We start from the raw sequence: 23,360 nt of genomic DNA on the forward strand, positions 1-23,360 counted from the left end.
ATCTTATCCCGCGATCACCCAGCTGATGGCGGCAACGACGCCGATCAGCATGACAAGAGCGTAGCTGTACAGATAGCCCGACTGGACCTTCTGCGCGTAAGTCGAACCCCTGGCGACGACCCAGGCCGCACCGTCGGGACCGAACTTGTCGATCACGCCGATATCCAGGACCTTCCAGAACACATTGCCGAGCCAGAAAGCGGGACGGACGAAGATCGTGTTGTAGAGTTCGTCGAACATCCACTTGCGGAACACGAAGGTGTAGACCGGCCCAAGCTGTTCGGCGACTGCCTTGGGGAACGAGAGGTTCTTGATGTAGCCGTACCAAGCGGTCAGCAGGCCCAGCGTCATCACCGTGAACGGTGCCCACTTCACCCAGGCCGGAACGCCATGCATCGCGTGGATGAGGTGTTCGTGGAAGACCAGAGCGCCCTTCCAGAACTCGCCCTCTCCTTCGGAAACGAAGGCGTGCTGGAAAATGTATCCGGCGAAGATCGCCCCCATCGAAAGGATGATCAGCGGCAGCAGCATGACCCACGGACTCTCGTGCGGGTGGTAACCACCCGTACCGTCGCCGTGCACCGTGTAGTTCGGGCCGCGCGAACCGAGTTCTTCGGTCGCATGCGAGTCTTCGTCTTCGGCATGGTCGTCATGGGCATGGTCGTCATGGGCATGGTCGTCGTGACCGTGGCCGTGCGCGTCGTGAACGGCGTGCTGAATGTGCTCCGACTGGATCCAGCGCGGCTTGCCGAAGAAGGTCAGGAAGACCAGGCGCCACGAATAGAAGCTCGTCATGAGCGCGGCAGCGATACCCATCCAGAAGGCGAAGCCGCCGACCTGGGTGCCCGAACCGAAGGCCGCTTCAAGGATCGCGTCCTTGGAGTGGAAGCCTGCGAAGCCTGCGAAGCCCGCGATACCAACGCCGGTGATGGCCAGCGTACCCGCCGTCATCGCCCAGAAGGTGATCGGAATGTGCTTACGCAGCGCGCCGTAGTAACGCATGTCCTGCTCGTGGTGCATCGAATGGATGACCGAGCCGGCACCAAGGAACAGCAGCGCCTTGAAGAACGCGTGCGTGAACAGGTGGAACATGGCCGCGCCATAGGCGCCGACGCCAGCGGCGAAGAACATGTAGCCGAGCTGCGAGCAGGTCGAATACGCGATCACGCGCTTGATGTCCCACTGCGTGCAGCCAACGGTGGCGGCGAAGAAGCAGGTGCAGGCGCCGACGAAGGCCACGACGTGCATCGCGGTCTCGCTGGTCTCGAACATCGGCGAGAGACGGCAGACCATGAAGACGCCGGCGGTGACCATGGTGGCCGCGTGGATCAGTGCCGACACCGGGGTCGGGCCTTCCATCGCGTCCGGAAGCCAGGTGTGCAGACCGAGCTGCGCCGACTTACCCATCGCGCCGATGAACAGCAGGATGCAGATCACCGTCATGGTGTCGAAGCGATAGCCAAGGAAGCCGATCGTCGCACCAGCCATGCCGGGCGCCGCATGCAGGATCTCGGGGATCGAGACCGTGCCGAACACCAGGTAGGTGGCAAAGATGCCGAGCATGAAGCCAAGGTCGCCGACGCGGTTGACCACGAAGGCCTTGATGGCGGCAGCGCCGGCCGAAGGCTTGCGGAACCAGAAGCCGATCAGAAGGTACGAGGCAAGGCCCACGCCTTCCCAACCGAAGAACATCTGCACCAGGTTGTCCGCGGTCACCAGCATGAGCATGGCGAAGGTGAACAGCGACAGGTACGCGAAGAAGCGCGGCTGATCCGGCTCCTCGCTCATGTAGCCCCAGGAATAGAGGTGCACGAGCGCGGAAACCGACGTGATGACCACCAGCATGACCGCGGTCAGCGTGTCGACACGCAGCGCCCAGTCGAAGGTCATCGCGCCAGACTGGACCCACTTGAGGACCGGAACGACGCTGGCTTCGGCGTGACCGCCGAGGAACTGAAGGAAGATCGGCCACGACAGAGCGCACGACACGAAGAGCGCGCCGGTCGTGATGATCTTGGCCGGGAAGTTGCCGAGCTGTTTGTTACCCAGCCCGGCAATGATCGCTGCCAATAATGGCAGGAAAACGATGATCAGGATCGACTGCAAGGCCTTATCCCTTCATCCGGTTGACGTCGTCGACGGCGATGGTGCCGCGGCCACGGAAGTAGATCACGAGGATTGCAAGCCCCACTGCAGCCTCGCCGGCGGCGACCGTAAGCACGAACATCGCGAAGATCTGACCCGTGAGGTCGTGCAGGGCCGCGCTGAACGCGACGAGGTTAAGGTTGACCGCAAGCAGGATCAGTTCGATCGCCATAAGCAGAACGATGACGTTCTTGCGGTTGAGGAAGATGCCGAGGACGCCGAGCACGAAGAGGATCGAGCTCACGACCACGTAATGTTCGACGCCGATCACAGCTGGACCCCCTTGCCCACTTCGGGCTTGACGTTGACGGTCGCTTCGTCCGGACGACGGGCGATCTGCTTGCTGATCTTCTGGCCGCGCGTGTCGCCGCGCTGGCGATGGGTCAGCACGATGGCGCCGATCATCGCGACAAGCAGGATCAGGCCCGCGGCTTCGAACAGGAACAGGTAGCGGCTGTAGAGCAGCGCGCCGATCGCCTCGATGTTCGAGGTTCCGGCCGGCGCGGCGTTGGTGCCATCCGCCGTGCCAAGCACAAGACCACCGGCCTTGAGCGTACCGATGCCGAACAGCAGTTCCGAAATCAGGATCAGCGCGACAAGCAGGCCAACGGGGAAGTTCTTGACGAACCCTGCCCGCAGTTCGGCGAAGTCGATGTTGAGCATCATGACCACGAAAAGGAACAGCACTGCGACTGCACCCACGTAGACGATGATCAGCAGCATGGCGATGAACTCGGCACCGGTGAGGACCATGAGCCCGGCGGCGTTGAAGAACGCCAGGATCAGGAACAGCACCGAGTGAACCGGGTTGCGCGAGAGGATGGTCGCAGCGGCCGACGCGATGGTCAGCGCCGCGAACAGATAGAAGGCGATGGTCTGGATCATGTCCCCGGGCCCCTATCGATACGGCGCGTCGGCTTCAAGGTTAGCGGCGATCGCACGCTCCCACTTGTCCCCGTTCGCCAATAGCTTGGCCTTGTCATAGAGCAGTTCTTCGCGCGTTTCAGTCGCGTATTCGAAGTTCGGCCCCTCGACGATGGCGTCCACCGGGCAGGCTTCCTGGCAGAAGCCGCAGTAGATACACTTCGTCATGTCGATGTCGTAGCGCGTGGTGCGGCGCGAACCGTCGACACGCGGTGCGGCCTCGATCGTGATCGCCTGCGCCGGGCAGATCGCTTCGCAGAGCTTGCAGGCGATGCAGCGTTCCTCGCCGTTGGGATAACGGCGCAGGGCGTGCTCACCACGGAAGCGCGGCGAAAGCGGGTTCTTCTCGAAAGGGTAGTTGATCGTCGCCTTGGGCTTGAAGAAATACTTCAAGGTCAGCCAGTGCGCCTTCACGAACTCCCAGAGCGTGAAGCTCTTTATGAGTTGTCCGACGGTCATTGGAAGTGTCCGGTAGCCATGAGGTAGCCGCTGACGAGAACAACGAACAGCAGCGATACGGGCAGGAAGACCTTCCAGCCCAGGCGCATCAACTGGTCATAGCGGTACCGGGGTACGGTGGCCTTGATCCAGCTGAACACGAAGAAGAAGAAGAAGACCTTGAGCAGGAACCAGATGAAGCCCGGCACGAGGTACAGAACGGGAATATCGAGCGGCGGCAGCCAGCCACCCCAGAACAGCGTCGCGTTGAGCGCGCACATCAGGAGGACGTTGGCATATTCGCCCAGCCAGTAGGCGGCGAATGCCATCGACGAATATTCGGTCTGGTAACCGGCGACGAGTTCGGATTCCGCTTCGGCAAGGTCGAAGGGAGCACGCTGCGTTTCCGCAAGGCTCGAAATCAGGAACATCACCCACATCGGGAACAGCAGCGGGTTCGCGACGAAGCCGTTGATGATCCAGACATGACCCTTCTGGGCCCAGACGATGTCGTTCATGTTGAACGTACCCGCCCAAAGAACGACGGTGATCAGGATGAAGCCGATCGAGACTTCATACGAGATCATCTGCGCCGAAGCGCGCATCGCCGAGAAGAACGGGTACTTCGAGTTCGAAGCCCAGCCCGCCATGATCGTGCCGTAGACACCCAGCGAACTGATCGCGAGGATGTAGAGCAGACCGATGTTGATGTTCGAAACGAACGCGCCCGAGTTGAACGGGATCACTGCCCAGGACAGCAGCGCCAGCGTGAAGGTCACGATCGGCGCGATCAGGAACAGACCCTTGTTCGCGGCCGAAGGAATGATGGTTTCCTGAAGGAAAACCTTCAAACCGTCCGCGAAGGACTGGAGCAGACCGAACGGGCCGACCACGTTGGGACCACGGCGCAGCGCCATGGCGGCCCAGATCTTGCGGTCGACATAGATGATCATGGCGACAGCCAGCATCAGCGGCAACGCAATGAGCAGGACACCGCATACGGTGGACACGAACCATGCCCACTCGTAGCTCATCCCGAGAGTTTGGAAGAAAGCGGTCATTCCGCAGCCTCCGCCAGCTCTTCACCGTGCAGCAGTTCAGCCGAACAACGCTGCATGACGGCGCTCGCGCGAGCGATCGGGTTGGTCATGTAGAAGTCCTTGATCGGATAGGCGATCTGACCGGCAGCGGAACCGCCGCCGTTAGGCAGAACGCTCCCGTAGTCCGCCAGACCTTCGCTGCCAAGTGCAGGAACTTCCGCGATCATTGCGTTTCGCAGTTGGTCGAACGTGTCGAAGCCGACGGTCACGCCGAAAGCATCGGCGAGCGCGCGCAGGATCGTCCAGTCTTCGCGGGCATCGCCGGGTGCAAACACGGCCTTGTCCGACCACTGAACGCGACCTTCGGTGTTGACGTAAGTGCCCGCCTTTTCGGTGTAGGCCGAAGCCGGCAGGATCACGTCCGCCGCGTGGGCGCCCTTGTCGCCGTGGTGACCGACATAGACGATCATCGAACCGGCAAACTGCGTGAAGTCCACTTCATCGGCGCCAAGCGCGATCAGGACCTTGGGCTTGGCGGCGACGAGGTCGGCAATGCCGCCCTTCTGCGCGTAGCCAAGCATCAGGCCACCCATGCGGGCTGCCGCCATGTGGAGGACGTTGAAGCCGTTCCACTTGGTGCCGTCTTCAAGATCGCGAACCAGGTTGAACTGGGCCGCGAGTGCAAGGCCAGCTTCCAGACCGCCACGGCCAAGCGCCGCGCCGCCAAGGATCACCGCCGGACGCTTGGCGTTCGACAGCGCATCGGCGACGTTCTGCGGAAGATTGCCAAGGACCGAGAGGTCTTCGCCCAGGAACACGCCACCGAACGTGGTTTCCCACTCGGGCCCGACCAGGAACACCTTGGCACCGCGCTTGACCGCCTTGCGCAGACGGACGTTGAGCAGCGGCGCTTCCCAGCGCACGTTGCTGCCGGCGATCAGGATCGCATCGGCGGTCTCGATGCCCGAGAACGTCGTGTTGAAGTTGACTGCAGCCAGGCTTTCGGTCGCGTAGTCCATCCCGGTCTGGCGACCTTCAATGAGCTTCGATCCGAGCGCGCCGACCAGCTTCTTGGCCGCGAACATCGTTTCGCAATCGACCATGTCGCCAGCGACGGCGGCGATCGAATTGCCCGGATTCAGGGTGGCGATGGCGGCAAACGCCTCGTTCCAGCTGACCGCAACGAGCTTGCCGTCACGACGCAGGAACGGCTTGTCGAGGCGGCGCTTGGTAAGCCCGTCGACCATGTAGCGCGCCTTGTCGCTGATCCATTCCTCGTTCACGTCATCGTTGTTACGAGGAAGCACGCGCAGCACTTCGCGGCCACGCGCATCGATGCGGATGTTGGCGCCGGTGGCGTCCGACACGTCGATGCCCAGCGTCTTCTTGAGTTCCCAGGGACGGGCCTCGAAGGCGTAAGGACGCGATGTGAGCGCACCGACCGGGCACAGGTCGATCACGTTGGCCGACATCTCGTGCTTCGCAGCATGTTCGAGATAGGTCGTGATCTGCATGTTCTCGCCGCGATAAAGCGCGCCGATCTCGTCCACGCCGGCGATCTCTTCCGAGAAGCGCACGCAGCGGGTGCAGTGGATGCAGCGCGTCATCGTCGTCTTGATGAGCGGGCCCATATACTTTTCAGTAACCGCGCGCTTGTTCTCGTCATAGCGCGAAGCGCCACGACCGTAAGCGACCGACTGGTCCTGAAGGTCGCACTCGCCGCCCTGATCGCAGATCGGGCAGTCGAGCGGGTGGTTGATGAGGAGGAACTCCATCACCCCTTCCCGCGCCTTCTTGACCATTTCGGAATCCGTGCGGATTTCCTGGCCTTCGGCGGCCGGAAGCGCGCACGAGGCCTGAGGCTTCGGCGGTCCGGGCTTCACTTCGACCAGGCACATGCGGCAGTTGCCGGCGATGCTCAGTCGTTCATGATAGCAGAAGCGCGGGATTTCCTTGCCGGCAAGCTCGCAAGCCTGCAGCACGGTTGCGCCGGTGGGGACGTCGATCTCGACGCCGTCGACTTTGACCTTGGGCATTACTCGGCAGCCTCGCGGACGTTTTCGGCGATCCGGCGCTCAAGCTCCGGACGGAAATGACGGATCAGGCCCTGGATCGGCCACGCCGCAGCGTCGCCCAGAGCGCAGATGGTGTGGCCTTCGACCTGCTTGGTCACCTGCTGCAGCATGTCGATTTCCTCGACTTCTGCGTCGCCGGTGCGCAGGCGTTCCATCACGCGCCACATCCAGCCCGTGCCTTCGCGGCAGGGCGTGCACTGGCCGCAGGACTCGTGCTTGTAGAAGTACGAGATGCGGCTGATGGCGCGGACGATGTCGGTGGACTTGTCCATGACGATGACGGCAGCGGTACCGAGGCCCGAACCGACGGCACGCAGGCCGTCGAAGTCCATCGGCGCGTCCCAGATCTCGGCAGCCGGAACCAGCGGAACCGACGAACCGCCAGGGATCACCGCCAGCAAGTTGTCCTTGCCGCCGCGAATGCCGCCGCAGTGACGCTCGATTAGTTCGCTGAACGGGATCGACATCTCTTCCTCGACCACGCAGGGACGGTTCACGTGCCCGCTGATCTGGAAGAGCTTGGTGCCCTTGTTGTTCTCACGGCCGAAGCTGGAGAACCACGCAGCGCCGCGACGCAGGATGGTCGGCGCAACGGCGATCGATTCTACGTTGTTGACCGTGGTAGGGCAGCCGTAGAGGCCTGCGCCGGCCGGGAACGGCGGCTTCAGGCGGGGCTGGCCCTTCTTGCCTTCGAGGCTCTCGATCATCGCGGTTTCTTCGCCGCAGATGTAGGCGCCGGCGCCGCGATGGACGAAGACGTCGAAATCGTAGCCCGAACCACAGGCGTTCTTGCCGAGAAGGCCGGCCGCGTAGGCCTCTTCACGGGCTGCAAACAGCGTTTCGGCTTCGCGGATATATTCACCGCGAATGTAGATGTACGCAGCGCGCGCGCCCATTGCGAAGCCCGCGACCAGCGCGCCTTCGAAAAGCAGGTGCGGATCGTGACGCATGATCTCGCGATCCTTGCACGAACCCGGTTCGGATTCGTCCGCGTTGATCACGAGGAAGCTGGGCTTCGGATTACCGTTCTGGTCGAGCGGCGGCTGCTTGGGCATGAAGGACCACTTCATGCCGGTCGGGAAGCCCGCACCGCCGCGACCACGCAGACCCGATGCCTTCATCTCATCAATGATGGCTTCACGGCCGCGTTCGATCAGCGCCTTGGTGTTGTCCCAAGCGCCGCGTGCTTGCGCTTCCTTCAGGTTCCACGGCTGATAGCCGTAGAGGTTGGTGAAGATGCGATCCTTATCGAGGAGAGCCATTACCACTCACTCCGATAGTCATGGTTTTCGGTGATCATGGCCGCCAGGTTCGTCGGTTCGCCCACCGGTTCAACGGTGTGACGGGCGGGATCCTGAGTGCCGGCCTTCGGCGTTTCACCACGGGCAAGAGCGTCGAGCACCGCGTTCAGGCGGTCCGACGTCAGGTCTTCGTAGTTGTCGTCGTTGATCTGGACCATCGGGGCGGAGGCGCAGTTACCCATGCACTCGACCTCGGTGAACGACCAGAGACCGTCTTCCGAGATGTGGCCCTTCTTCATGCCGCGCGACTTGCAGGTCGCCAGCAGGTCATCCGAACCGCGCAGCATGCACGGCGTGGTGCCGCAAACCTGCACGTGGAACCGGCCGATCGGCGCGATGTTATACATCGTGTAGAACGACGCGACCTCGACCACACGAATGATCGGCATGTCCAGATAGGCGGCGACGTATTCCATCACCGGGATCGGCAGCCAGCCCTGCGTGTTCAGTTCGGCTCCAACCTGGCGCTGGGCCAGATCGAGCAACGGCATCACGGCCGAGCGCTGACGCCCTTCCGGATAACGCGCGACGACTTCCTTCGCCTTTTCGGCGTTTTCCGGAGTCCAGGCGAAATTGCCCCAACGGGCCCGAAGTTCGGGCGTGTCGGGTTCGATATAGCGGTCAGCCATGCTTACCCCTGCGCTTCAGCCACTGGTCCTGGCCGAAAAGAAACAATTCGAAACCGCCGATCGCGGTCACCAGCATCGGCAGTACGGCCGTGGGCTGGAGACCGAAATAGACGGCGGCAAAATACCACACCGCAAGGGCCACACCGGTAACGGCGGCCCATATGCGGGTCAGTTCGAGTGTGTTGAACTTCATCAACGCCCCCTCACCGGATGAACTCGACGCGCGAGCACTTGTCGCCCTCGAAGCTGTAGACAGCGAGGACGTCGAAGGGCTCGACGAGATCGGAACCGTCGGTGGCGGGTCCGCGCGTGACATGCTCGCGGAAGACGACATAATTGTCGGTCACTTCGCGCGAGACGATCTCGGCCTTGTTCTCGGGCCACTTGGCGAAAGCCGTGCGAAGGCCGGCACGCGTGCCTTCCTTGCCCTCACGAACGACGGCGCCGCGATAGTTCGCTTCGCTGGCGTCGTCGGTCATGTAGGTCACGTAGAGATCGGCGTCCTGCGCATTGTACGCGGCGATCATGGCCTCTGCGATGGCGAGACGGCTCAACGGTCGCACTCCCCGAACACGACGTCGATGGCGCCAAGAATGGCGGTCGCGTCCGGAAGCATGTGGCCCTTCGACATGAAGTCCATCGCCTGGAGGTGCGAGAAGGCGGTCGGGCGGATCTTGCAGCGGTACGGCTTGTTCGAGCCGTCCGACACCAGATAGACGCCGAATTCGCCCTTCGGGCTCTCAGTGGCGACGTAGACTTCACCGGCGGGCACGTGGAAGCCTTCGGTGTAGAGCTTGAAGTGATGGATCAGCGATTCCATCGACTGCTTCATCTCACCGCGCTTCGGCGGCACGACCTTGCGGTCGGAAGAAGCAACCGGACCTTCAGGCATCTGCGCAAGGCACTGCTTCATGATCTTGGCCGACTGGCGCACTTCCTCGACGCGGACCATGAAGCGGTCGTAGCAGTCAGAGTTGGTGCCGACGGGGATCTCGAAGTCCATGCGGTCATAGACGTCGTAAGGCTGCGACTTGCGGATATCCCAGGGGATGCCCGCGCCGCGGATCATCGGGCCGGAGAAGCCCCATGCCAGCGCGTCTTCCTTGCTCACCAGCGCGATGTCGACATTGCGCTGCTTGAAGATGCGGTTGTCGACCACGAGGCTCATCGCGTCCTCGAACAGCTCCGGCAGGCGCGTATCGAGCCAGTCGGCGATGTCGGTCAGCAGCTTCAGCGGCACGTCCTGGTGGACGCCGCCCGGCCGGAACCATGCCGAGTGCATGCGGGCACCCGAAGCGCGTTCGAAGAAGTTGAGGCAGTCCTCACGGATTTCGAACAGCCACAGGTTCGGGGTCATCGCACCCACGTCCATGACGTGCGAGCCGATGTTCAGCATGTGGTTGCAGATGCGGGTCAGCTCGGCGAACAGCACGCGCAGATATTGCGCGCGGATCGGAACTTCGAGGTTGAGCAGCTTCTCGACCGCGAGGACGTAGGAATGTTCCATGCCCAGCGGCGAGCAGTAGTCCAGACGGTCGAAATACGGCAGCGCCTGAAGGTAGGTCTTGTGCTCGATCAGCTTCTCGGTGCCGCGGTGCAGCAGGCCGACGTGCGGGTCGATGCGCTCGATGATCTCGCCATCGAGTTCCATGACCATGCGCAGAACGCCGTGGGCCGCAGGGTGCTGCGGACCGAAGTTGATCGTGTAGTTGGTGATGACTTCGTCGCCGGTGGTCGGCGACTGTTCAAGCTGAATGCTCACTTCGCAGCTCCTTCAGCCTTTTCATCGCCCGGAAGCACGTATTCAGCGCCTTCCCACGGGCTCATGAAGTCGAACTGGCGCAGATCCTGCGCAAGCTTGACCGGCTCATAGACCACGCGCTGGTCTTCTTCCGAATAACGCAGCTCGACATGGCCGGTCAGCGGGAAGTCCTTGCGGAACGGATGCCCTTCGAAGCCGTAGTCGGTGAGGATGCGGCGCAGGTCCGGATTGCCGGCGAAGATCACGCCGTACATGTCGAACACTTCGCGCTCCAGCCAACCGGCATTGGGCCACAGCGTGGTCACGGTCGGCACCGGTGTGCTTTCGGCGGCGTTCACCTTCACCATCAGGCGATGGTTCTTCGTCACCGAAAGCAGCATGTAGACCACTTCGAAACGCTCCGGACGCGACGGATAGTCGACGCCGGCCATTTCCATCAGCTGCTGGTACTCGTGATGGTCACGCAGCAGGCGAAGGGCGTTTTCGATCTGGCCGCGCGCAACGGTGAGCACGACTTCGCCGTGCTCTTCCTTGCTCGCTTCGACCATGGTGCCCAGCGCGGCCGAGAGCGCCTCGATCACACCTTCATTCGAAGCGAACTTCGGGGCGGAATGCAGAACGGTCATCGTCGTCCTTACCTATCGAGCGCGCCGACGCGGCGGATCTTGCGCTGCAACTGCATCACGCCATAGAGCAGCGCTTCTGCGGTCGGCGGGCAGCCCGGCACGTAGATGTCGACCGGAACGATCCGGTCACAACCGCGTACGACGCTGTAGCTGTAGTGATAGTAGCCGCCGCCGTTGGCGCACGAACCCATCGAGATGACGTACTTCGGGTCCGACATCTGGTCGTAGACCTTGCGGAGCGCCGGGGCCATCTTGTTGCAGAGCGTGCCAGCCACGATCATCACGTCCGACTGGCGCGGAGAAGCGCGCGGCGCGGCGCCGAAGCGCTCCATGTCGTAGCGGGGCATGTTCACGTGGATCATTTCGACCGCGCAGCAGGCAAGGCCGAAGGTCATCCACCACAGCGAGCCGGTACGGGCCCACTGGAACAGTTCCTCGGTAGAGGTGACGAGAAAGCCCTTGTCGGAAACTTCCTGATTGAGGTCCTTGAAGAAGGACTGATCGGGCGGCGTGATCGCGCCACCCTGGCTAGCGGCCGGCGCGAGAGGCTGGCCGGCGGAGTTGACGAGCGTGCTCATTCCCAGTCCAGAGCTCCCTTCTTCCATGCATAGGCGAGGCCGATGGCCAGTTCGCCCAGGAACACCATCATCGTCAGCCAGCCGGCCCAGCCGGTCAGCTTGAGCGAAACGGCCCAGGGGAACAGGAACGCGGCTTCAAGATCGAAGACGATGAACAGGATCGCCACGAGATAGAAGCGAACGTCGAACTGGCTGCGCGGGTCTTCGAACGCGGGGAAGCCGCACTCGTACTCGCTGTTCTTGTCGGCGCTCGGATTGTGAGTGCCGGTCAGGCGCGAAACCGCCAGCGGCAGCAGCACGATCACCGACGAGAGCCCAAGGGCGATCACGAGGAAGATCAGGATCGGCAGGTATTGTGACAGATCAGTCAATGGTTCTGGCCTCATACCGGATTACGGCAGCCGGACTCATGCCATAAGACAACGCCCGGTCGTTGCGGGCGCTCTTAGGCCAGCCCTCCCCCTATCGCAAGGTGTCCGATGGGAATAATCGGCCCGAGTTCGTTGCATTGCAACACGTTCGCAATAAGGAAGCGTTCAGACACGGACCGTCACTATTCGGCAGCGTGCCGAAACCTGCACAAGCCGGGGGATCGGCGCCGATTGACGGTGAATGCATCAAAATCCCCGCACTGCCCCACAGATGCAAGATTTCGCAGCCAGATTGCGAAAAATGACGCTCAGCAGCAGTAGGCCAACGCCACGGGGATGGAGCATGTTCGCATCCGTTATCGCCAGAGTCGCCAATTGCAATTGATGCAGCGCAACACTAGTTCACCTGCCAAGGATACCTGTTTCCCAGCGTGAAAGGCATAATAATGGCCCAGATCTCGGCTTCGGACCCGATTGTCATTCTTTCCTATGCTCGTACCCCGATGGGCGGCCTTCAAGGCTCGCTCGCAGAAGTCTCGGCGACCGATCTCGGCGCCACGGCCGTGAAGGCCGCCGTAGAGCGTGCCGGCGTTGCCGGAGACGATATCGAACGCATCTACATGGGCTGCGTGCTGCCCGCCGGTCTCGGCCAGGCCCCTGCCCGTCAGGCGGCGATCAAGGCCGGCCTGCCCAAGTCGGTTCAGGCGACCACCGTGAACAAGGTCTGTGGCTCCGGCATGCAGACGGTGATCATGGGCGCAGAGGCGCTTGCGTCCGGTTCGCTCGACGTGATCATCGCCGGCGGCATGGAATCGATGACCAATGCCCCGTACCTGTCGAAGAAGCACCGTTCTGGCGCGCGCGCCGGCCATGACACGCTGTACGATCACATGTTCCTCGACGGTCTTGAGGACGCCTACGAAGGCGGCTCGATGGGCTCCTTCGCGCAGGTGACGGCTGACGAATACCAGCTGACCCGCGAAAACCAGGATGATTACTCGATCGAGTCGCTGCGCCGCGCGCAGGAAGCGATCGCCAACGGTTCGTTCAAGGACGAAGTCGTCCCCGTCACCGTGAAGACCCGCAAGGGCGACCTGGTGATCGATACCGACGAGCAGCCGCCGAAGGGCAATCCGGACAAGATCCGCACGCTGAAGGCCGCTTTCGCCAAGGACGGCACGATCACGGCCGCTACCTCCAGCTCGATCTCCGACGGCGCCGCCGCCGTGGTGATGACGCGCAAGAGCGTGGCTGATGCCAAAGGCCTTGCCCCGGTCGCTACCGTGGTCGGCGTTTCCGCCCACGCGCAGGAGCCCGCCAAGTTCACCACCGCACCCGTCGGCGCGATCACCAAGCTGATGGACAAGGTGGGCTGGCAGCTTTCGGACGTTGACCTTTTCGAAGTGAACGAAGCCTTCGCCTGCGTCGCGATGTTCGCGATGCATGATCTTGGCATCCCGCACGACAAGGTGAACGTCCACGGCGGCGCCACCGCCCTTGGCCACCCCATCGGCGCTTCAGGCACCCGCATCATCGTCACCCTCATCAATGCCCTGAAGGAAAAGGGCTTGAAGAAGGGCGTCGCCTCGCTCTGCATCGGCGGCGGTGAAGCGACGGCAGTGGCAGTCGAACTCGCCTGATCGCGAAATACAGCTCTCAAGAAGAAACCCCCGCCGGAAACGACGGGGGTTTTCTTTTATCTTAGATGCTTGTCGCGAAAAGCTCAGAGCGATCCGGCACCCCAGAGCTGCTCCTGCTCCACGAAGCCCTTGTGGCCCGCGACATCGAACGAACACCATCCGTCCTTGCATTCGCCCAGCAGGCCGACGACTCCAGGCTCCACGCGCCACAGCATGGCTGCCGAAGACTTCGGCTCCGCATGCATCTCGATCACGTCCTTGGCACGCACCATCGCAGAACGAGTGCGCGACAGCAGCAGATCGCGCATCCAGCCCTGCGTGCCGTCCGGATCCTCGACCAGACGCCACGGACCTTCGCGGCGGATCACTTTCACAGGCAGATGCGGGCGACGGTATACCCAGTCGATCTTGTACGATTCTCCGGGCCCCACCCGCAGGTTGGCAATATCGGCATCGATGGAAGCCCAGTACGGCACCTTGCCGTCATCGGCCGCCATGGCCGGCGCCGACAAGGCGCCTACAAACGTGACGACGGCGGCGGCACAAGCGGCCGCACGCAGCCGGAACGTATTTCGCTGAGACATAGCCTTGTTCATACCCCGCCCGCCCTCATCGCTTCAAGGCCGCTTGACCCGGCTCCTGTGGACGGCCTAGCCCTTTCTTCGACATGACCCTGGTTACCGAGACCGATCTGGCCCACCGCCCTGGTGGACGACCGCGCGTCATCGTGACGCGGCGCCTGCTCCCGGCGGTCGAGGCGCGCATGACCGAACTGTTCGACGCGGTCCTCAACACCAGCGACGAGCCGATGTCGCGCGATGCGCTGGCCGCCGCCATGCGTGAGGCCGACGTGCTTGTGCCTACGGTGACCGATCGAATCGATGCTGCCATGATCGCGCAGGCGGGCGAGCAATTCGGCATGATCGCCAATTTCGGCGCGGGAACCGAGCATATCGATGTTGAGGCGGCACGGGCGCGCGGCATCGTCGTTACCAATACGCCCGGTGTTTTCACGGACGATACGGCCGACCTGACGATAGCGCTGATCCTTTTCACGATGCGCCGGTTCGGTGAGAACCAGGCCATCCTGAACGCCGGCCAGTGGAGCGGCTGGGGTCCATCGGCAATGTTGGGCAGCGCGCTTTCCGGCAAACGACTCGGAATCGTCGGCATGGGACGCATCGGCCAGGCCGTTGCGCATCGCGCGCGCGCTTTCGGTCTGGAGGTTGCCTACCACAACCGTCGACGCCTGCCTTCCGCGCTGGAAACCATGTTCGGCGCGCGCTTCGAATCCGATCTGGACCGGCTCATCGCAGAAAGCGACATTCTGACGCTTCATTGCCCCGCCCTATCCGATGGAAAGCCGTTGATGGATGCTAGGCGGTTCGCGCGAATGAAGCCATCCGCCTGCCTCATAAACACCGGGCGCGGCCAACTGGTGGACGAGGACGCGCTGATTGCCGCCCTTGCCGAAGGCCGGATCGCGGGCGCCGGGCTGGACGTCTTCGCCAATGAGCCGAAAGTCGATCCTCGGCTACTGAGCCTTCCGGGCGTAGTCGCCCTGCCCCACCTTGGCAGCGCGACTTTCGAGGGTCGCGGTGCTGCCGGCGAACGGATCATCGCCAATATCCGCTTCTGGGTCGACGGCCACCGTCCACCGGATCAGGTGCTGCCTGACCTACCCTGAGGGACCTGCCCGCTCGTTTTCCGGCTACTTGTCTCCCGCCCGCTTCGTGCCTTAGGAGAGCTTTTACGGCTTCTCAGCCAAAGAGGCTCCGTTTCGGAGCCAATCTGTTTCCGGGGGGAAGTTCCATGATAAAGCGCCTCACGTTCATCGTGACGCTTGTGCTTGCGACCATTGCCGGCGCGCTCCCCGCGCTGGCGCAGGACGCACGGTCCGTGAGCGCCGACAGCGGCGATACGGCCTGGCTGTTGGCGGCGGCCGCTCTCGTGCTGCTGGCCGCCTTGCCCGGCATTGCGCTGCTGCATTCGAACCGCCTGCGTGCCGAGAATCGCATGTCCGTGCAGTTTCAGGCGCTTGGCATCGTCGCGGTCGTCAGCCTGATCTGGACGGTCGTCGGCTATACGCTTGCGTTTGGGGATGTCACCGGCGGGTGGATCGGCGGCGGCAACGCCTGGATGTTGATCCGCCTGGGCTCCCTGCGCGCGGGGACCGCCGTGCCCGAAAGCGCTTTCGTGCTGTTCCAGATGGCCGTCGCCGCATTGGCACCGGTACTGATGACCGGGGCCTGGGCCGAACGGGCACGTTTCGGCTGGGTCCTCCTGTTTTGCGGACTGTGGTCGCTCATGGTGGGAGCACCGGTGGCGCACTGGGTCTGGGGCGGTGGTTGGTTGGCCAGTTCGGTCGGCACTCTGGACTGGGCTGGCGGACTGGTCGTGTTCGTTGCCGCCGGCGTGTCCGCGCTCGTCTCTGCGCTGATGATGGGCAGGCGTATCGACCATCCCCGCCGAGACAGCGAATCGCGCCTGCCGCTGACGGGCGGCGCGCTGGTCTGGATCGGCGGTCTGGGCCTATGCGGAGGTTGGGCGCTTTCTGCCAGCGATGCGGCAGCGGCCGCCGCCATCAATGCCCACATCGCCATCGCCGCCGCACTTCTGACATGGCTCGCCGCCGATCGGTTGAGTGGCAAGCGACCGGCGACCATTCTGGGACCGGGTTCGGCCATTCTCGCCGGACTGGCGGCGATCGCACCTGCCGCCGGCTATGTCTCCCCTGGATCGGCGCTGATTTTGGGTCTTCTTGGTTCGCTCATCGGAAGGCAGGGATTGGCCCTGCTGGCTCGCGCGCGGATCGATGATGCGATGGGCGTCTTCGCAGTCGCCGGATTGCCGGGAGCGGTTGGCCTGCTCCTCCTCGGTGTGTTTCAGAGCCCTGCCTTCGGCGGGACCGGATATACGGCCGGCTATACGATGATCTCGCAAGTCTTCGCACAGGCCATCGGGCTGGGCGTCGTCGTGCTGTGGTCGGCCGTGGCCAGCGCGATCGCTGCGCTCATGGCCTCCGTCCTGTTTCCCATGCGCATGTCCGAAACGGCAGAGCGCGCCGGGCTTGATTCAAGCAGTCACGGCATCGGCCCTGCCCTATGAAAAACCTGCTGAACACTTGGCGGAGACTTGCAGCCCAGACGCTGCGGCGAACGTTCACGACATCCGGTCGAGCCGCCCGAAGCGAATTGATCGCGTGGTTCGTGCTGGTTCTGTTGGCCAATATCGTATTGGGCGGGATCGCATCCCTGGCTGTTTCCGGCGCTCAACTTGAATGGGCGCGGCTCGCCATCGCGCTCGTGGCCGTCGTCCCCGGCGTCGCGCTGCTGGCACGGCGCATGCACGACATAGGTTTCCGGGGATGGTGGAGCCTGCCGATTGTTCTCGTCGCGATCCAGAACGTGGCACTGGACGTGATCGCGCGCACGGCCGGATGGGAGGCGCGGGCAGCCATCGAAGCCATTACCCGTTACCTCGACTGGTTGCTTTTCCCGGCTTTCGGCCTCGCCTACCTGCTCTTGCTGCTGGCGCCTGGCACGAAAGGAGCAAACGGGTACGGCCCCGATCCCAGAGCCGTACCGGATTTGCGAAACGCCTCAGAAAACGCCCCGAAAATGGCCTGACGTTCAGTCCGGCTTCTTCGGCAGCGCAATCTCGGCAAGGCCGGCACACATCAGGGTGCCCTTCTGGTTCACCATCTTGTGCTTGACCTGCACGAGGTGGCGGCCTTCCTCATCCACCATCTTGTCGACCACTTCGGCCGTCTGGATCGTCACGTCGCCGGAAAGTGCCGGGCCGCGATAGTTGGCGGTAGAGTGAACCACCATGCCCCATTCGCCTGCCCAACCGGCGAGATAGTCGGTCACCCATGCGCCCATCGAAGCGCCATAGCCGTATGCGCGTGGCATGCCGATCTTGCGCGCATACTTGGGGAAGAGGTGGCCGCGCGAAGGGCCGAAATAGGCGCCGTCGGTCAGTTCCGGATTGATCCGCTCCATGTGCGGATCGTTCTCATGCCCGGCCATTTCCGGCGTGAAGCCCAGCGCCGCCAGATCGAGTTCGCGGCGATCCAACGTGCCCCAGGTGGTGAACAGGTAGGAACGCCACTCGGTGGTGAAGCTGGCCACGGTGTGCGGCCCGAACACACGCTCGGGAAGCTGGTCACCGATATTCACATCGTCCCACCAACGCTCCTTATGGCCAAGGTCGTGAATCATCTGGATCCACGCGAACTTGCGCTCCTCCAGCTTCTCCAGTTCCTCATCCGTCCATTCCGGCTCGTCGAACTCGGCGGTATTGACCATGTCTCCGCCGGCGTGGGCCAGATAGCGGATCGCAGTGGAGCGCTGCTTGGCGATCAATTCGCCGTGCTGGTTGCGATAGAAATTGTCCCCGCGCTGGAAGCAGGTCGGGCCGAAGCCAGTGTTCTTGACCACATAATCGTACGGAATGCGTTCATTGGTAACGGTGTCGCCGCCAAAGACGCGCGGGCCGTAGTGCCAGAATTCGTCGCCACCGAAGAGCAGGTGCGAATTGGGAATGCAGCCCACGCAGGACGGCGCCGTGCCGTGCCCATCATCCATCACAATCGGAAAGCTCTGCGGCGCGACCAGACGGCCAAAGCGGCTGGCGGCGGCATAGGCGGGATCAAAATGGAGCAAGTTGGCGTAATGCATCGCCTGGACCCAGCGACGGATGTCGTTGTTGCCCAACGGTTCGCGGATCGGCGAGGAATCGATGACCTTGCCGAGATACTGGTCGATATCGGAACAATCGAGCGTGGCGGTAGCGGCCTCGGCCATGGCGAAATCCTCTCTTTGCGTAGGCCACCCATGATGGCCTCGTTACTGGTCGACAGTGCTGTCTATTACATCACCGAGTGTCGGCGTCACGCGGCAAGGTAAGGACGGCGTTCGGTAACGCCGTGGCGCTACGCCGCTCTCGACAGGTCGCCGACAGCCGATTATGCCACGATTTAATCGATCACTTAAACGGACCGGACATGACCCTGCCTGCGCTTTTCGAAAACCTGCGCCTCCCCGTGATTGCCGCCCCGATGTTCATCGTTTCCACCCCGGAGCTGGTGATCGCACAGATTCGCGCGGGGATCGTGGGCAGCTTTCCCGCGCTCAATGCCCGCCCGGCCAGCCAGCTGGACGATTGGCTGCACCAAATCACTGAAGAAACAAATGGTTGTGCAGCACCCTTGGCAGTCAATCTGATCGTCCACAAAAGCAACAACCGCCTTGAGGAAGACCTGAAGGTGCTGGAAAAGCACAAGGTGCCGCTGGTCATCACCTCGCTTGGCGCGATCCCGGAAGTCAACGCGGCGGTACACGGCTGGGGCGGCCTGGTGATGCATGACGTGATCGACGATCGCTTCGCCAGAAAGGCAGTCGAAAAAGGCGCGGACGGACTGATTGCCGTTGCGGCCGGTGCCGGCGGGCATGCCGGAACCCAGTCACCCTTCGCGCTGATGCAGGAGATCCGTGCGTGGTTCGACGGGCCGCTGGCGCTTTCCGGCGCCATCGCCTGCGGCCGCTCGATCCTTGCCGCACAGGCGATGGGAGCGGATTTCGCCTATATCGGCAGCCCCTGGATCGCCACCACGGAGGCCAATGCGTCGGAAGGCTACAAGCAGGCCATCGTCGACAGCCACGCGGCCGACATCGTCTATTCCAGCCTGTTCACCGGCGTCCACGGCAATTATTTGCGCGCGTCGATCGCGGCAGCAGGCCTTGACCCCGCCAACCTTCCCGAAGGCGACAAGGCCCAGATGGACTTCGGCTCGGGCGGCAATACGGCCGCGAAGGCCTGGAAGGATATCTGGGGTGCCGGCCAAGGCGTGGGCGCTGTCGACAAAGTTGATACGGTGGCCGATCGCGTGGCCGCCTTGGATGCTCAATATCAGTCCGCCAAGGCAGAATTGAACGCGCGCGCCGGCGCGGACCGTGCTGGCATGGTCCGTACGGGCATCGCCTGAAGCGCAGCTATCCGGACGGGCGCGGCCACGCCGGCCGTCCCGTCCCACAAGACATCGGCCACAGCGTCGAGATCCGAAAAATCAAACGCTCTACCGTGCGGATCATGGCGGTTCAGCAGCGGGCAAGAGCTGCGGCGCGTCAACAGCATCCGCTGCAGCGCCCGACGTAAAACATCGAGCTGCATCTGCGCCTGGACCTGCGAAACGCGTTCAAGCACGAGTTCGCTGTAGCGACGATGCGCACACGATAAAGCGGCAGCCCAAGACGCACGACCGCCGCATCCTCGCAGGCCAGCAGGTGATGCCGGAATCGTAGCCCGGCCCATGCCGGCAATTGACTGCCCGAAAGCACAGGAACTTCCGCTGCGACTGGCCGATCCCGTCAACTCTGGCGCCAGATCCAGACCAACTTGCCCACTTGCGATGGCTCCGCGAAAAGGCCGGTTCCCTCGATCGGGCCCGGCACCGTCAGCGGGCCGCGGCGGACGATGTGATCGGCTACCCGAAGGGCAAGCTTGACGGTATCCGTCCGATGCTCGTCCCGGCGCGGTTCGAGTTGGAATTCCTGCCCGCAGAATGCCGCCAATCCCTGGCTAGCGATACTGCCGTCCTCGGCCTGAACCAGCGCCGCCAGACCCAACGCCGGAAAGACCCCGCCACTCAGCCAGTTCATGACCATGCGTGCGAAATAGGCCGGTGCCATAACAGTGCCCGCCGAATGCCATGCAACCGCCGAAACCGGCAATTGCAGCGCCAGCGCCGCCGAGAGGCCTGCCAATGTGCGGAGGACCGGCGGCATCGTCCCGCCTCCCGCAATATGGCCGCCGGGCACAAGTTCGATCCCCTTGAGAAGCTCAAGCTCCGGAACAACCTCAAACCCATGGAAATGGGGCTGATCGAACGGCAGCGAGGCAGCTTCGCCCGGTGCAAGGCCTGACATGTCAAACGTCAACCCGCTTGCCAGCAACTCCAGCCATCCCTGAGCCGACGGCGGCCGGTGACTAATTCGCGCAGGCGGCGCGCCCGCCTCGCCCACGACGAACAAGGCGTTCATGGCCTCGACCGAAGGTCGATCTGCCTCCCGGAAAAGCAGGGACACGCCCGTAGCCGCGGGGGGATGCGGTCGCCGCCCGGCATTACGAAAGTCGCAGTTCACACGATCGTCTGTTTCCACGGCGCCACTTGGCAGCAACCTTCACCTAACGTCGAGTCAGATTCAGCGACGCCATCATGAACAGATAGTAACAACGACTATCCTAGTGCAGTAATCTCTAGAATATTCCGAGCGCGAGACCTTCGGCAAACGACATGCCCAATTCACAGCAGGCGTCGAGATCGGATCGCGATACGGTTTTTTCGGCAAGAATCTGCTGTGGTGTCTGCGCGTCCAGGCACACCACCAGCGGCGGCGCCACGCGCTTCAACCGCCAACCGGTGGCGATCCGATCGACCTGAGCCTGTGCGCCGGAACCGTCGCTGCCGGCGGAGATCGCCGTGGCATAGGGACGACCTTCTAACCGTCCCAGCAACGGATAATAGCAGCGATCGAACATTTCCTTCATCATGCCCGACATCGTGCCGAGGTTTTCCGGGCAGACGAAGATGAAGCCCTGCATGCCCAGCATGATGGCAGGCATGGCCTCCGCCGCGGGCACCAGATGGGAAGCCTGCCCTGCCCCTTCGGAAATGGCGATGGCCATAGCGCGCGATGCACCGGTTCTGCTGTGCCAGATGATCGCCAGCATGTCAGTTCTCCAATCCTGCATGGCGCAATGGCGGAGACTCCGCGAACGGGATCATGGCTGTCCTCTCCTTGGCTTTTGGGCGGACTATACTCTTCCTCGATACCGTTCCCTAGTCACCATTGCGGAGCACCCGACACTCCGATCGCCACTCACGCCGTCTTCCCGTGCGCGCCGCGCTGGTATAACCGGCCAGGATGGCATCCCGACCCGCATCCGTATTCGGCATCGATCGCTCGCTTTCCGGCAAATCCTGGCGCTGGCGCGGCGGCAACATGGACATATCGGAACCAGGCTCCGGATTCGGAGGTGGTCTTACCGATGACATCGTCACCCAGCTCCTGCTCTCGCGCGGCGTCCCGCGCGAGGATCTGGAACGCCACCGCAACCCGTCCTTGCGCGCGTTCCTGCCGGATCCTTCCGAATTCCGCGATATGGACGCAGCAGCCGAACGCCTCGCCCAAGCGGTGCTGACGGGTGAAACTGTAACCGTCTATGGCGACTATGACGTAGACGGCGCCACCAGCGCCGCCCTGCTGATCCTGCTCTTGCGCGAGTTGGGCCACGAAGCGCGCTACTACATTCCGGACCGCCTGCTGGAAGGCTATGGCCCGAGTGGCGAGGCCCTAGTCCGAATTGCCGGCGAAGGCTCCAGCCTGATCGTCACCGTCGATTGCGGCGCGATGGCCTACGAAGCGCTGGAAATGGCGGCAACGGCGGGTGTCGACGTCGTCGTCGTTGATCACCACAAGTGCGCCGCGGTGCTTCCCCGCGCGATGGCACTGGTCAACCCCAACAGGCTTGACGAAAGCGAACTCGCAGCGGGACACGGGCACCTTGCCGCAGTGGGCGTCGCCTTCCTGCTCGCGGTGGCGACCGTACGCGTGTTGCGCCGCAGGAACTTCTTCGCAAACCGGCGCGAGCCCGACCTCTTTGCCCTGCTCGATCTGGTCGCGCTGGGTACCGTAGCCGATGTCGCCGCGTTACATGGCCTCAACCGCGCCCTGGTCGCGCAGGGCCTCAAGATCATGGCCCGGCGTGACAATATCGGCATGTCCGCCTTGATCGACGCCAGCCGGCTCAGCCGGGCACCCACCTGCTCCGACCTGGGATTCGCGCTCGGCCCGCGAATCAACGCCGGCGGTCGTGTCGGCGAATCGACCTTGGGCGTCCGCCTCCTCACCACCACCGATCCCGATGAGGCCCGCGATATTGCGGCGCAATTGTCCCGCCTCAATGACGAACGCCGTGCCATCGAACAGGCCGTGCAGGAAGCTGCCGAGGCGCAGTTGGCGGCACAGCACAACCGCGCAGTCATCGTCGTGGCGGGGGCCGGCTGGCATCCGGGCGTGATCGGCATCGTCGCCGGCCGAATCAAGGAAAAGACCGGAAAACCGACACTCGTCATCGCCCTCGATGCCGACGAGTCCGGCCAGGGCAAGGGATCCGGCCGGTCGATTTCCGGTGTGGACCTTGGCGCCGCGATCATCGCCGCGCGCGAAGCGGGACTGCTGGTCGCCGGCGGCGGACACGCCATGGCGGCCGGTCTCACCATCGCCCCCGAAAAGCTCGACGCCCTGTCCGACTGGCTCGATTCCCGTCTTGGCAACGATGTTGCGCATGCAAGCGCACACCAGTCCATGCTGCTGGACCTCGCGCTCGCACCCGGCGGGCTTACGCCCGAACTGGTGGAAACGCTGGAAAGTGCGGGCCCTTACGGCATGGGCTGGCCTGGCCCGCGTGTGGCCGTGGGCCCGGTTCGTGTGATCAAGGCCGATACCGTGGGCGCCGATCACGTGCGCCTGATCGTCAGCGGCAACGATGGCGGCCGGTTCAAGGCTATGGCCTTCCGCTCAGCCGAAACCGATCTTGGCCAGGCGCTACTCCACGCGTCGCAAGGACGGCGCCTGTGGCTTGCCGGGCGGGCAAAGATCGATGACTGGGGCAGCCGCCCGCAAGCGGAACTCCACGTCGACGACGCCGCTTTTCTGGACTGATTCAAGGAACCGACACGAAGAGTTCATTTTATTCGCAATGAGGGGGTTGACCCCCCGGAGGACCGCCGCTAGAGGGCCGGTCCTGCCTCCGGCGCAGCTCGGA

At 63.1% G+C, this 23,360-nt stretch carries 23 protein-coding genes and 1 pseudogene; 6 read left to right on the forward strand and 18 right to left on the reverse strand.

Features of this window, described 5'->3' with window-relative positions:
• Positions 1 to 3: 3 nt before the first annotated feature.
• From nuoL to WBP07_RS06805, 14 genes and pseudogenes are all read right to left on the reverse strand, one after another.
• Positions 4 to 2,106 (reverse strand): NADH-quinone oxidoreductase subunit L, encoded by a 2,103-nt coding sequence (nuoL, locus tag WBP07_RS06740; protein ID WP_395395045.1) that lies wholly within the window; start codon positions 2,104 to 2,106, stop codon positions 4 to 6.
• A 4-nt stretch (positions 2,107 to 2,110) separates the two neighbouring features.
• Positions 2,111 to 2,416, reverse strand: a complete 306-nt coding sequence (nuoK, locus tag WBP07_RS06745; protein WP_142633990.1) for an NADH-quinone oxidoreductase subunit NuoK — start codon at positions 2,414 to 2,416, stop codon at positions 2,111 to 2,113.
• Positions 2,413 to 3,030 carry an NADH-quinone oxidoreductase subunit J gene (locus WBP07_RS06750; RefSeq protein WP_395395046.1) on the reverse strand — a complete coding sequence of 206 codons (618 nt, stop codon included), beginning with the start codon at positions 3,028 to 3,030 and terminating at the stop codon, positions 2,413 to 2,415. Before WBP07_RS06750 ends, nuoK begins: the two co-directional genes overlap by 4 nt.
• A gap of 12 nt (positions 3,031 to 3,042) precedes the next feature.
• A complete protein-coding gene (gene nuoI, locus WBP07_RS06755) occupies positions 3,043 to 3,528 on the reverse strand; it encodes an NADH-quinone oxidoreductase subunit NuoI (protein ID WP_132262574.1) in 486 nt (161 codons plus the stop codon).
• Positions 3,525 to 4,568 carry an NADH-quinone oxidoreductase subunit NuoH gene (nuoH, locus tag WBP07_RS06760; RefSeq protein WP_395395047.1) on the reverse strand — a complete coding sequence of 348 codons (1,044 nt, stop codon included), beginning with the start codon at positions 4,566 to 4,568 and terminating at the stop codon, positions 3,525 to 3,527. Before nuoH ends, nuoI begins: the two co-directional genes overlap by 4 nt.
• On the reverse strand, positions 4,565 to 6,583 hold the full coding sequence (nuoG, locus tag WBP07_RS06765) for an NADH-quinone oxidoreductase subunit NuoG (RefSeq protein WP_395395048.1): 2,019 nt from the start codon (positions 6,581 to 6,583) through the stop codon (positions 4,565 to 4,567). Before nuoG ends, nuoH begins: the two co-directional genes overlap by 4 nt.
• The gene (nuoF, locus tag WBP07_RS06770) at positions 6,583 to 7,884 is read right to left on the reverse strand and encodes an NADH-quinone oxidoreductase subunit NuoF (RefSeq protein WP_395395049.1); all 1,302 of its coding nucleotides are present in this window, start codon (positions 7,882 to 7,884) and stop codon (positions 6,583 to 6,585) included. The genes nuoG and nuoF overlap by 1 nt, the downstream gene beginning before the upstream one ends.
• Complete coding sequence (locus WBP07_RS06775) at positions 7,884 to 8,552, reverse strand: complex I 24 kDa subunit family protein (protein ID WP_395395050.1); 669 nt, start codon at positions 8,550 to 8,552, stop codon at positions 7,884 to 7,886. Before WBP07_RS06775 ends, nuoF begins: the two co-directional genes overlap by 1 nt.
• The gene (locus WBP07_RS06780; RefSeq protein ID WP_395395051.1) at positions 8,545 to 8,745 is read right to left on the reverse strand and encodes a hypothetical protein; all 201 of its coding nucleotides are present in this window, start codon (positions 8,743 to 8,745) and stop codon (positions 8,545 to 8,547) included. The genes WBP07_RS06775 and WBP07_RS06780 overlap by 8 nt, the downstream gene beginning before the upstream one ends.
• 10 nt (positions 8,746 to 8,755) lie before the next feature.
• Positions 8,756 to 9,106 carry a nuclear transport factor 2 family protein gene (locus WBP07_RS06785; protein ID WP_395395052.1) on the reverse strand — a complete coding sequence of 117 codons (351 nt, stop codon included), beginning with the start codon at positions 9,104 to 9,106 and terminating at the stop codon, positions 8,756 to 8,758.
• A complete protein-coding gene (locus tag WBP07_RS06790) occupies positions 9,103 to 10,314 on the reverse strand; it encodes an NADH-quinone oxidoreductase subunit D (RefSeq protein ID WP_395395054.1) in 1,212 nt (403 codons plus the stop codon). The genes WBP07_RS06785 and WBP07_RS06790 overlap by 4 nt, the downstream gene beginning before the upstream one ends.
• Positions 10,315 to 10,328: 14 nt before the next feature.
• Positions 10,329 to 10,940 (reverse strand): annotated as a pseudogene (locus tag WBP07_RS06795) (NADH-quinone oxidoreductase subunit C); the annotation flags it as partial.
• Between the two features lie 8 nt (positions 10,941 to 10,948).
• Positions 10,949 to 11,518, reverse strand: a complete 570-nt coding sequence (locus WBP07_RS06800; protein ID WP_207078429.1) for an NADH-quinone oxidoreductase subunit B family protein — start codon at positions 11,516 to 11,518, stop codon at positions 10,949 to 10,951.
• Positions 11,515 to 11,889 carry an NADH-quinone oxidoreductase subunit A gene (locus tag WBP07_RS06805; RefSeq protein ID WP_395332953.1) on the reverse strand — a complete coding sequence of 125 codons (375 nt, stop codon included), beginning with the start codon at positions 11,887 to 11,889 and terminating at the stop codon, positions 11,515 to 11,517. The genes WBP07_RS06800 and WBP07_RS06805 overlap by 4 nt, the downstream gene beginning before the upstream one ends.
• 446 nt (positions 11,890 to 12,335) lie before the next feature.
• Here WBP07_RS06805 and WBP07_RS06810 point away from each other — a divergent pair, with 446 nt between their 5' ends.
• Complete coding sequence (locus WBP07_RS06810) at positions 12,336 to 13,529, forward strand: acetyl-CoA C-acyltransferase (RefSeq protein WP_395395055.1); 1,194 nt, start codon at positions 12,336 to 12,338, stop codon at positions 13,527 to 13,529.
• Between the two features lie 83 nt (positions 13,530 to 13,612).
• Here WBP07_RS06810 and WBP07_RS06815 read toward each other — a convergent pair whose 3' ends face one another.
• Positions 13,613 to 14,113 carry an SH3 domain-containing protein gene (locus WBP07_RS06815; protein ID WP_395395057.1) on the reverse strand — a complete coding sequence of 167 codons (501 nt, stop codon included), beginning with the start codon at positions 14,111 to 14,113 and terminating at the stop codon, positions 13,613 to 13,615.
• Positions 14,114 to 14,196: 83 nt separating this feature from the next.
• On the opposite strand from WBP07_RS06815, the gene WBP07_RS06820 reads away from it, so the two are divergent.
• The 3 genes from WBP07_RS06820 (at position 14,197) to WBP07_RS06830 (ending at position 17,158) form a co-directional block, all read left to right on the forward strand.
• Complete coding sequence (locus WBP07_RS06820; protein WP_395395058.1) at positions 14,197 to 15,216, forward strand: 2-hydroxyacid dehydrogenase; 1,020 nt, start codon at positions 14,197 to 14,199, stop codon at positions 15,214 to 15,216.
• Positions 15,217 to 15,341: 125 nt separating this feature from the next.
• Positions 15,342 to 16,637, forward strand: coding sequence for an ammonium transporter (locus WBP07_RS06825; RefSeq protein ID WP_395395059.1), 1,296 nt, complete (start codon positions 15,342 to 15,344; stop codon positions 16,635 to 16,637).
• Entirely contained in the window at positions 16,634 to 17,158 is a 525-nt protein-coding gene (locus WBP07_RS06830) for a DUF805 domain-containing protein (protein WP_395395061.1), read from the forward strand. Before WBP07_RS06825 ends, WBP07_RS06830 begins: the two co-directional genes overlap by 4 nt.
• 3 nt (positions 17,159 to 17,161) lie before the next feature.
• Here the strand turns inward: WBP07_RS06830 and WBP07_RS06835 are convergent, their stop codons facing one another.
• Positions 17,162 to 18,337: a MaoC family dehydratase N-terminal domain-containing protein gene (locus WBP07_RS06835; protein ID WP_395395063.1), complete on the reverse strand. Its 1,176-nt coding sequence runs from the start codon at positions 18,335 to 18,337 to the stop codon at positions 17,162 to 17,164.
• Positions 18,338 to 18,537: 200 nt separating this feature from the next.
• Here WBP07_RS06835 and WBP07_RS06840 point away from each other — a divergent pair, with 200 nt between their 5' ends.
• Positions 18,538 to 19,518, forward strand: a complete 981-nt coding sequence (locus WBP07_RS06840) for an NAD(P)H-dependent flavin oxidoreductase (RefSeq protein WP_395395064.1) — start codon at positions 18,538 to 18,540, stop codon at positions 19,516 to 19,518.
• A 382-nt stretch (positions 19,519 to 19,900) separates the two neighbouring features.
• Here the strand turns inward: WBP07_RS06840 and WBP07_RS06845 are convergent, their stop codons facing one another.
• Both WBP07_RS06845 and WBP07_RS06850 read right to left on the reverse strand, forming a co-directional pair.
• Positions 19,901 to 20,572, reverse strand: a complete 672-nt coding sequence (locus WBP07_RS06845; protein ID WP_395395065.1) for a hypothetical protein — start codon at positions 20,570 to 20,572, stop codon at positions 19,901 to 19,903.
• Between the two features lie 217 nt (positions 20,573 to 20,789).
• Entirely contained in the window at positions 20,790 to 21,263 is a 474-nt protein-coding gene (locus WBP07_RS06850; RefSeq protein ID WP_395395067.1) for a flavodoxin family protein, read from the reverse strand.
• A 194-nt stretch (positions 21,264 to 21,457) separates the two neighbouring features.
• On the opposite strand from WBP07_RS06850, the gene recJ reads away from it, so the two are divergent.
• Positions 21,458 to 23,257 carry a single-stranded-DNA-specific exonuclease RecJ gene (gene recJ / locus WBP07_RS06855; protein ID WP_395395068.1) on the forward strand — a complete coding sequence of 600 codons (1,800 nt, stop codon included), beginning with the start codon at positions 21,458 to 21,460 and terminating at the stop codon, positions 23,255 to 23,257.
• Positions 23,258 to 23,360 lie beyond the last annotated feature (103 nt).

The organism is Novosphingobium oxfordense, from assembly GCF_044029435.1.
In the GTDB taxonomy this organism is placed as follows: Bacteria; Pseudomonadota; Alphaproteobacteria; order Sphingomonadales; family Sphingomonadaceae; genus Novosphingobium.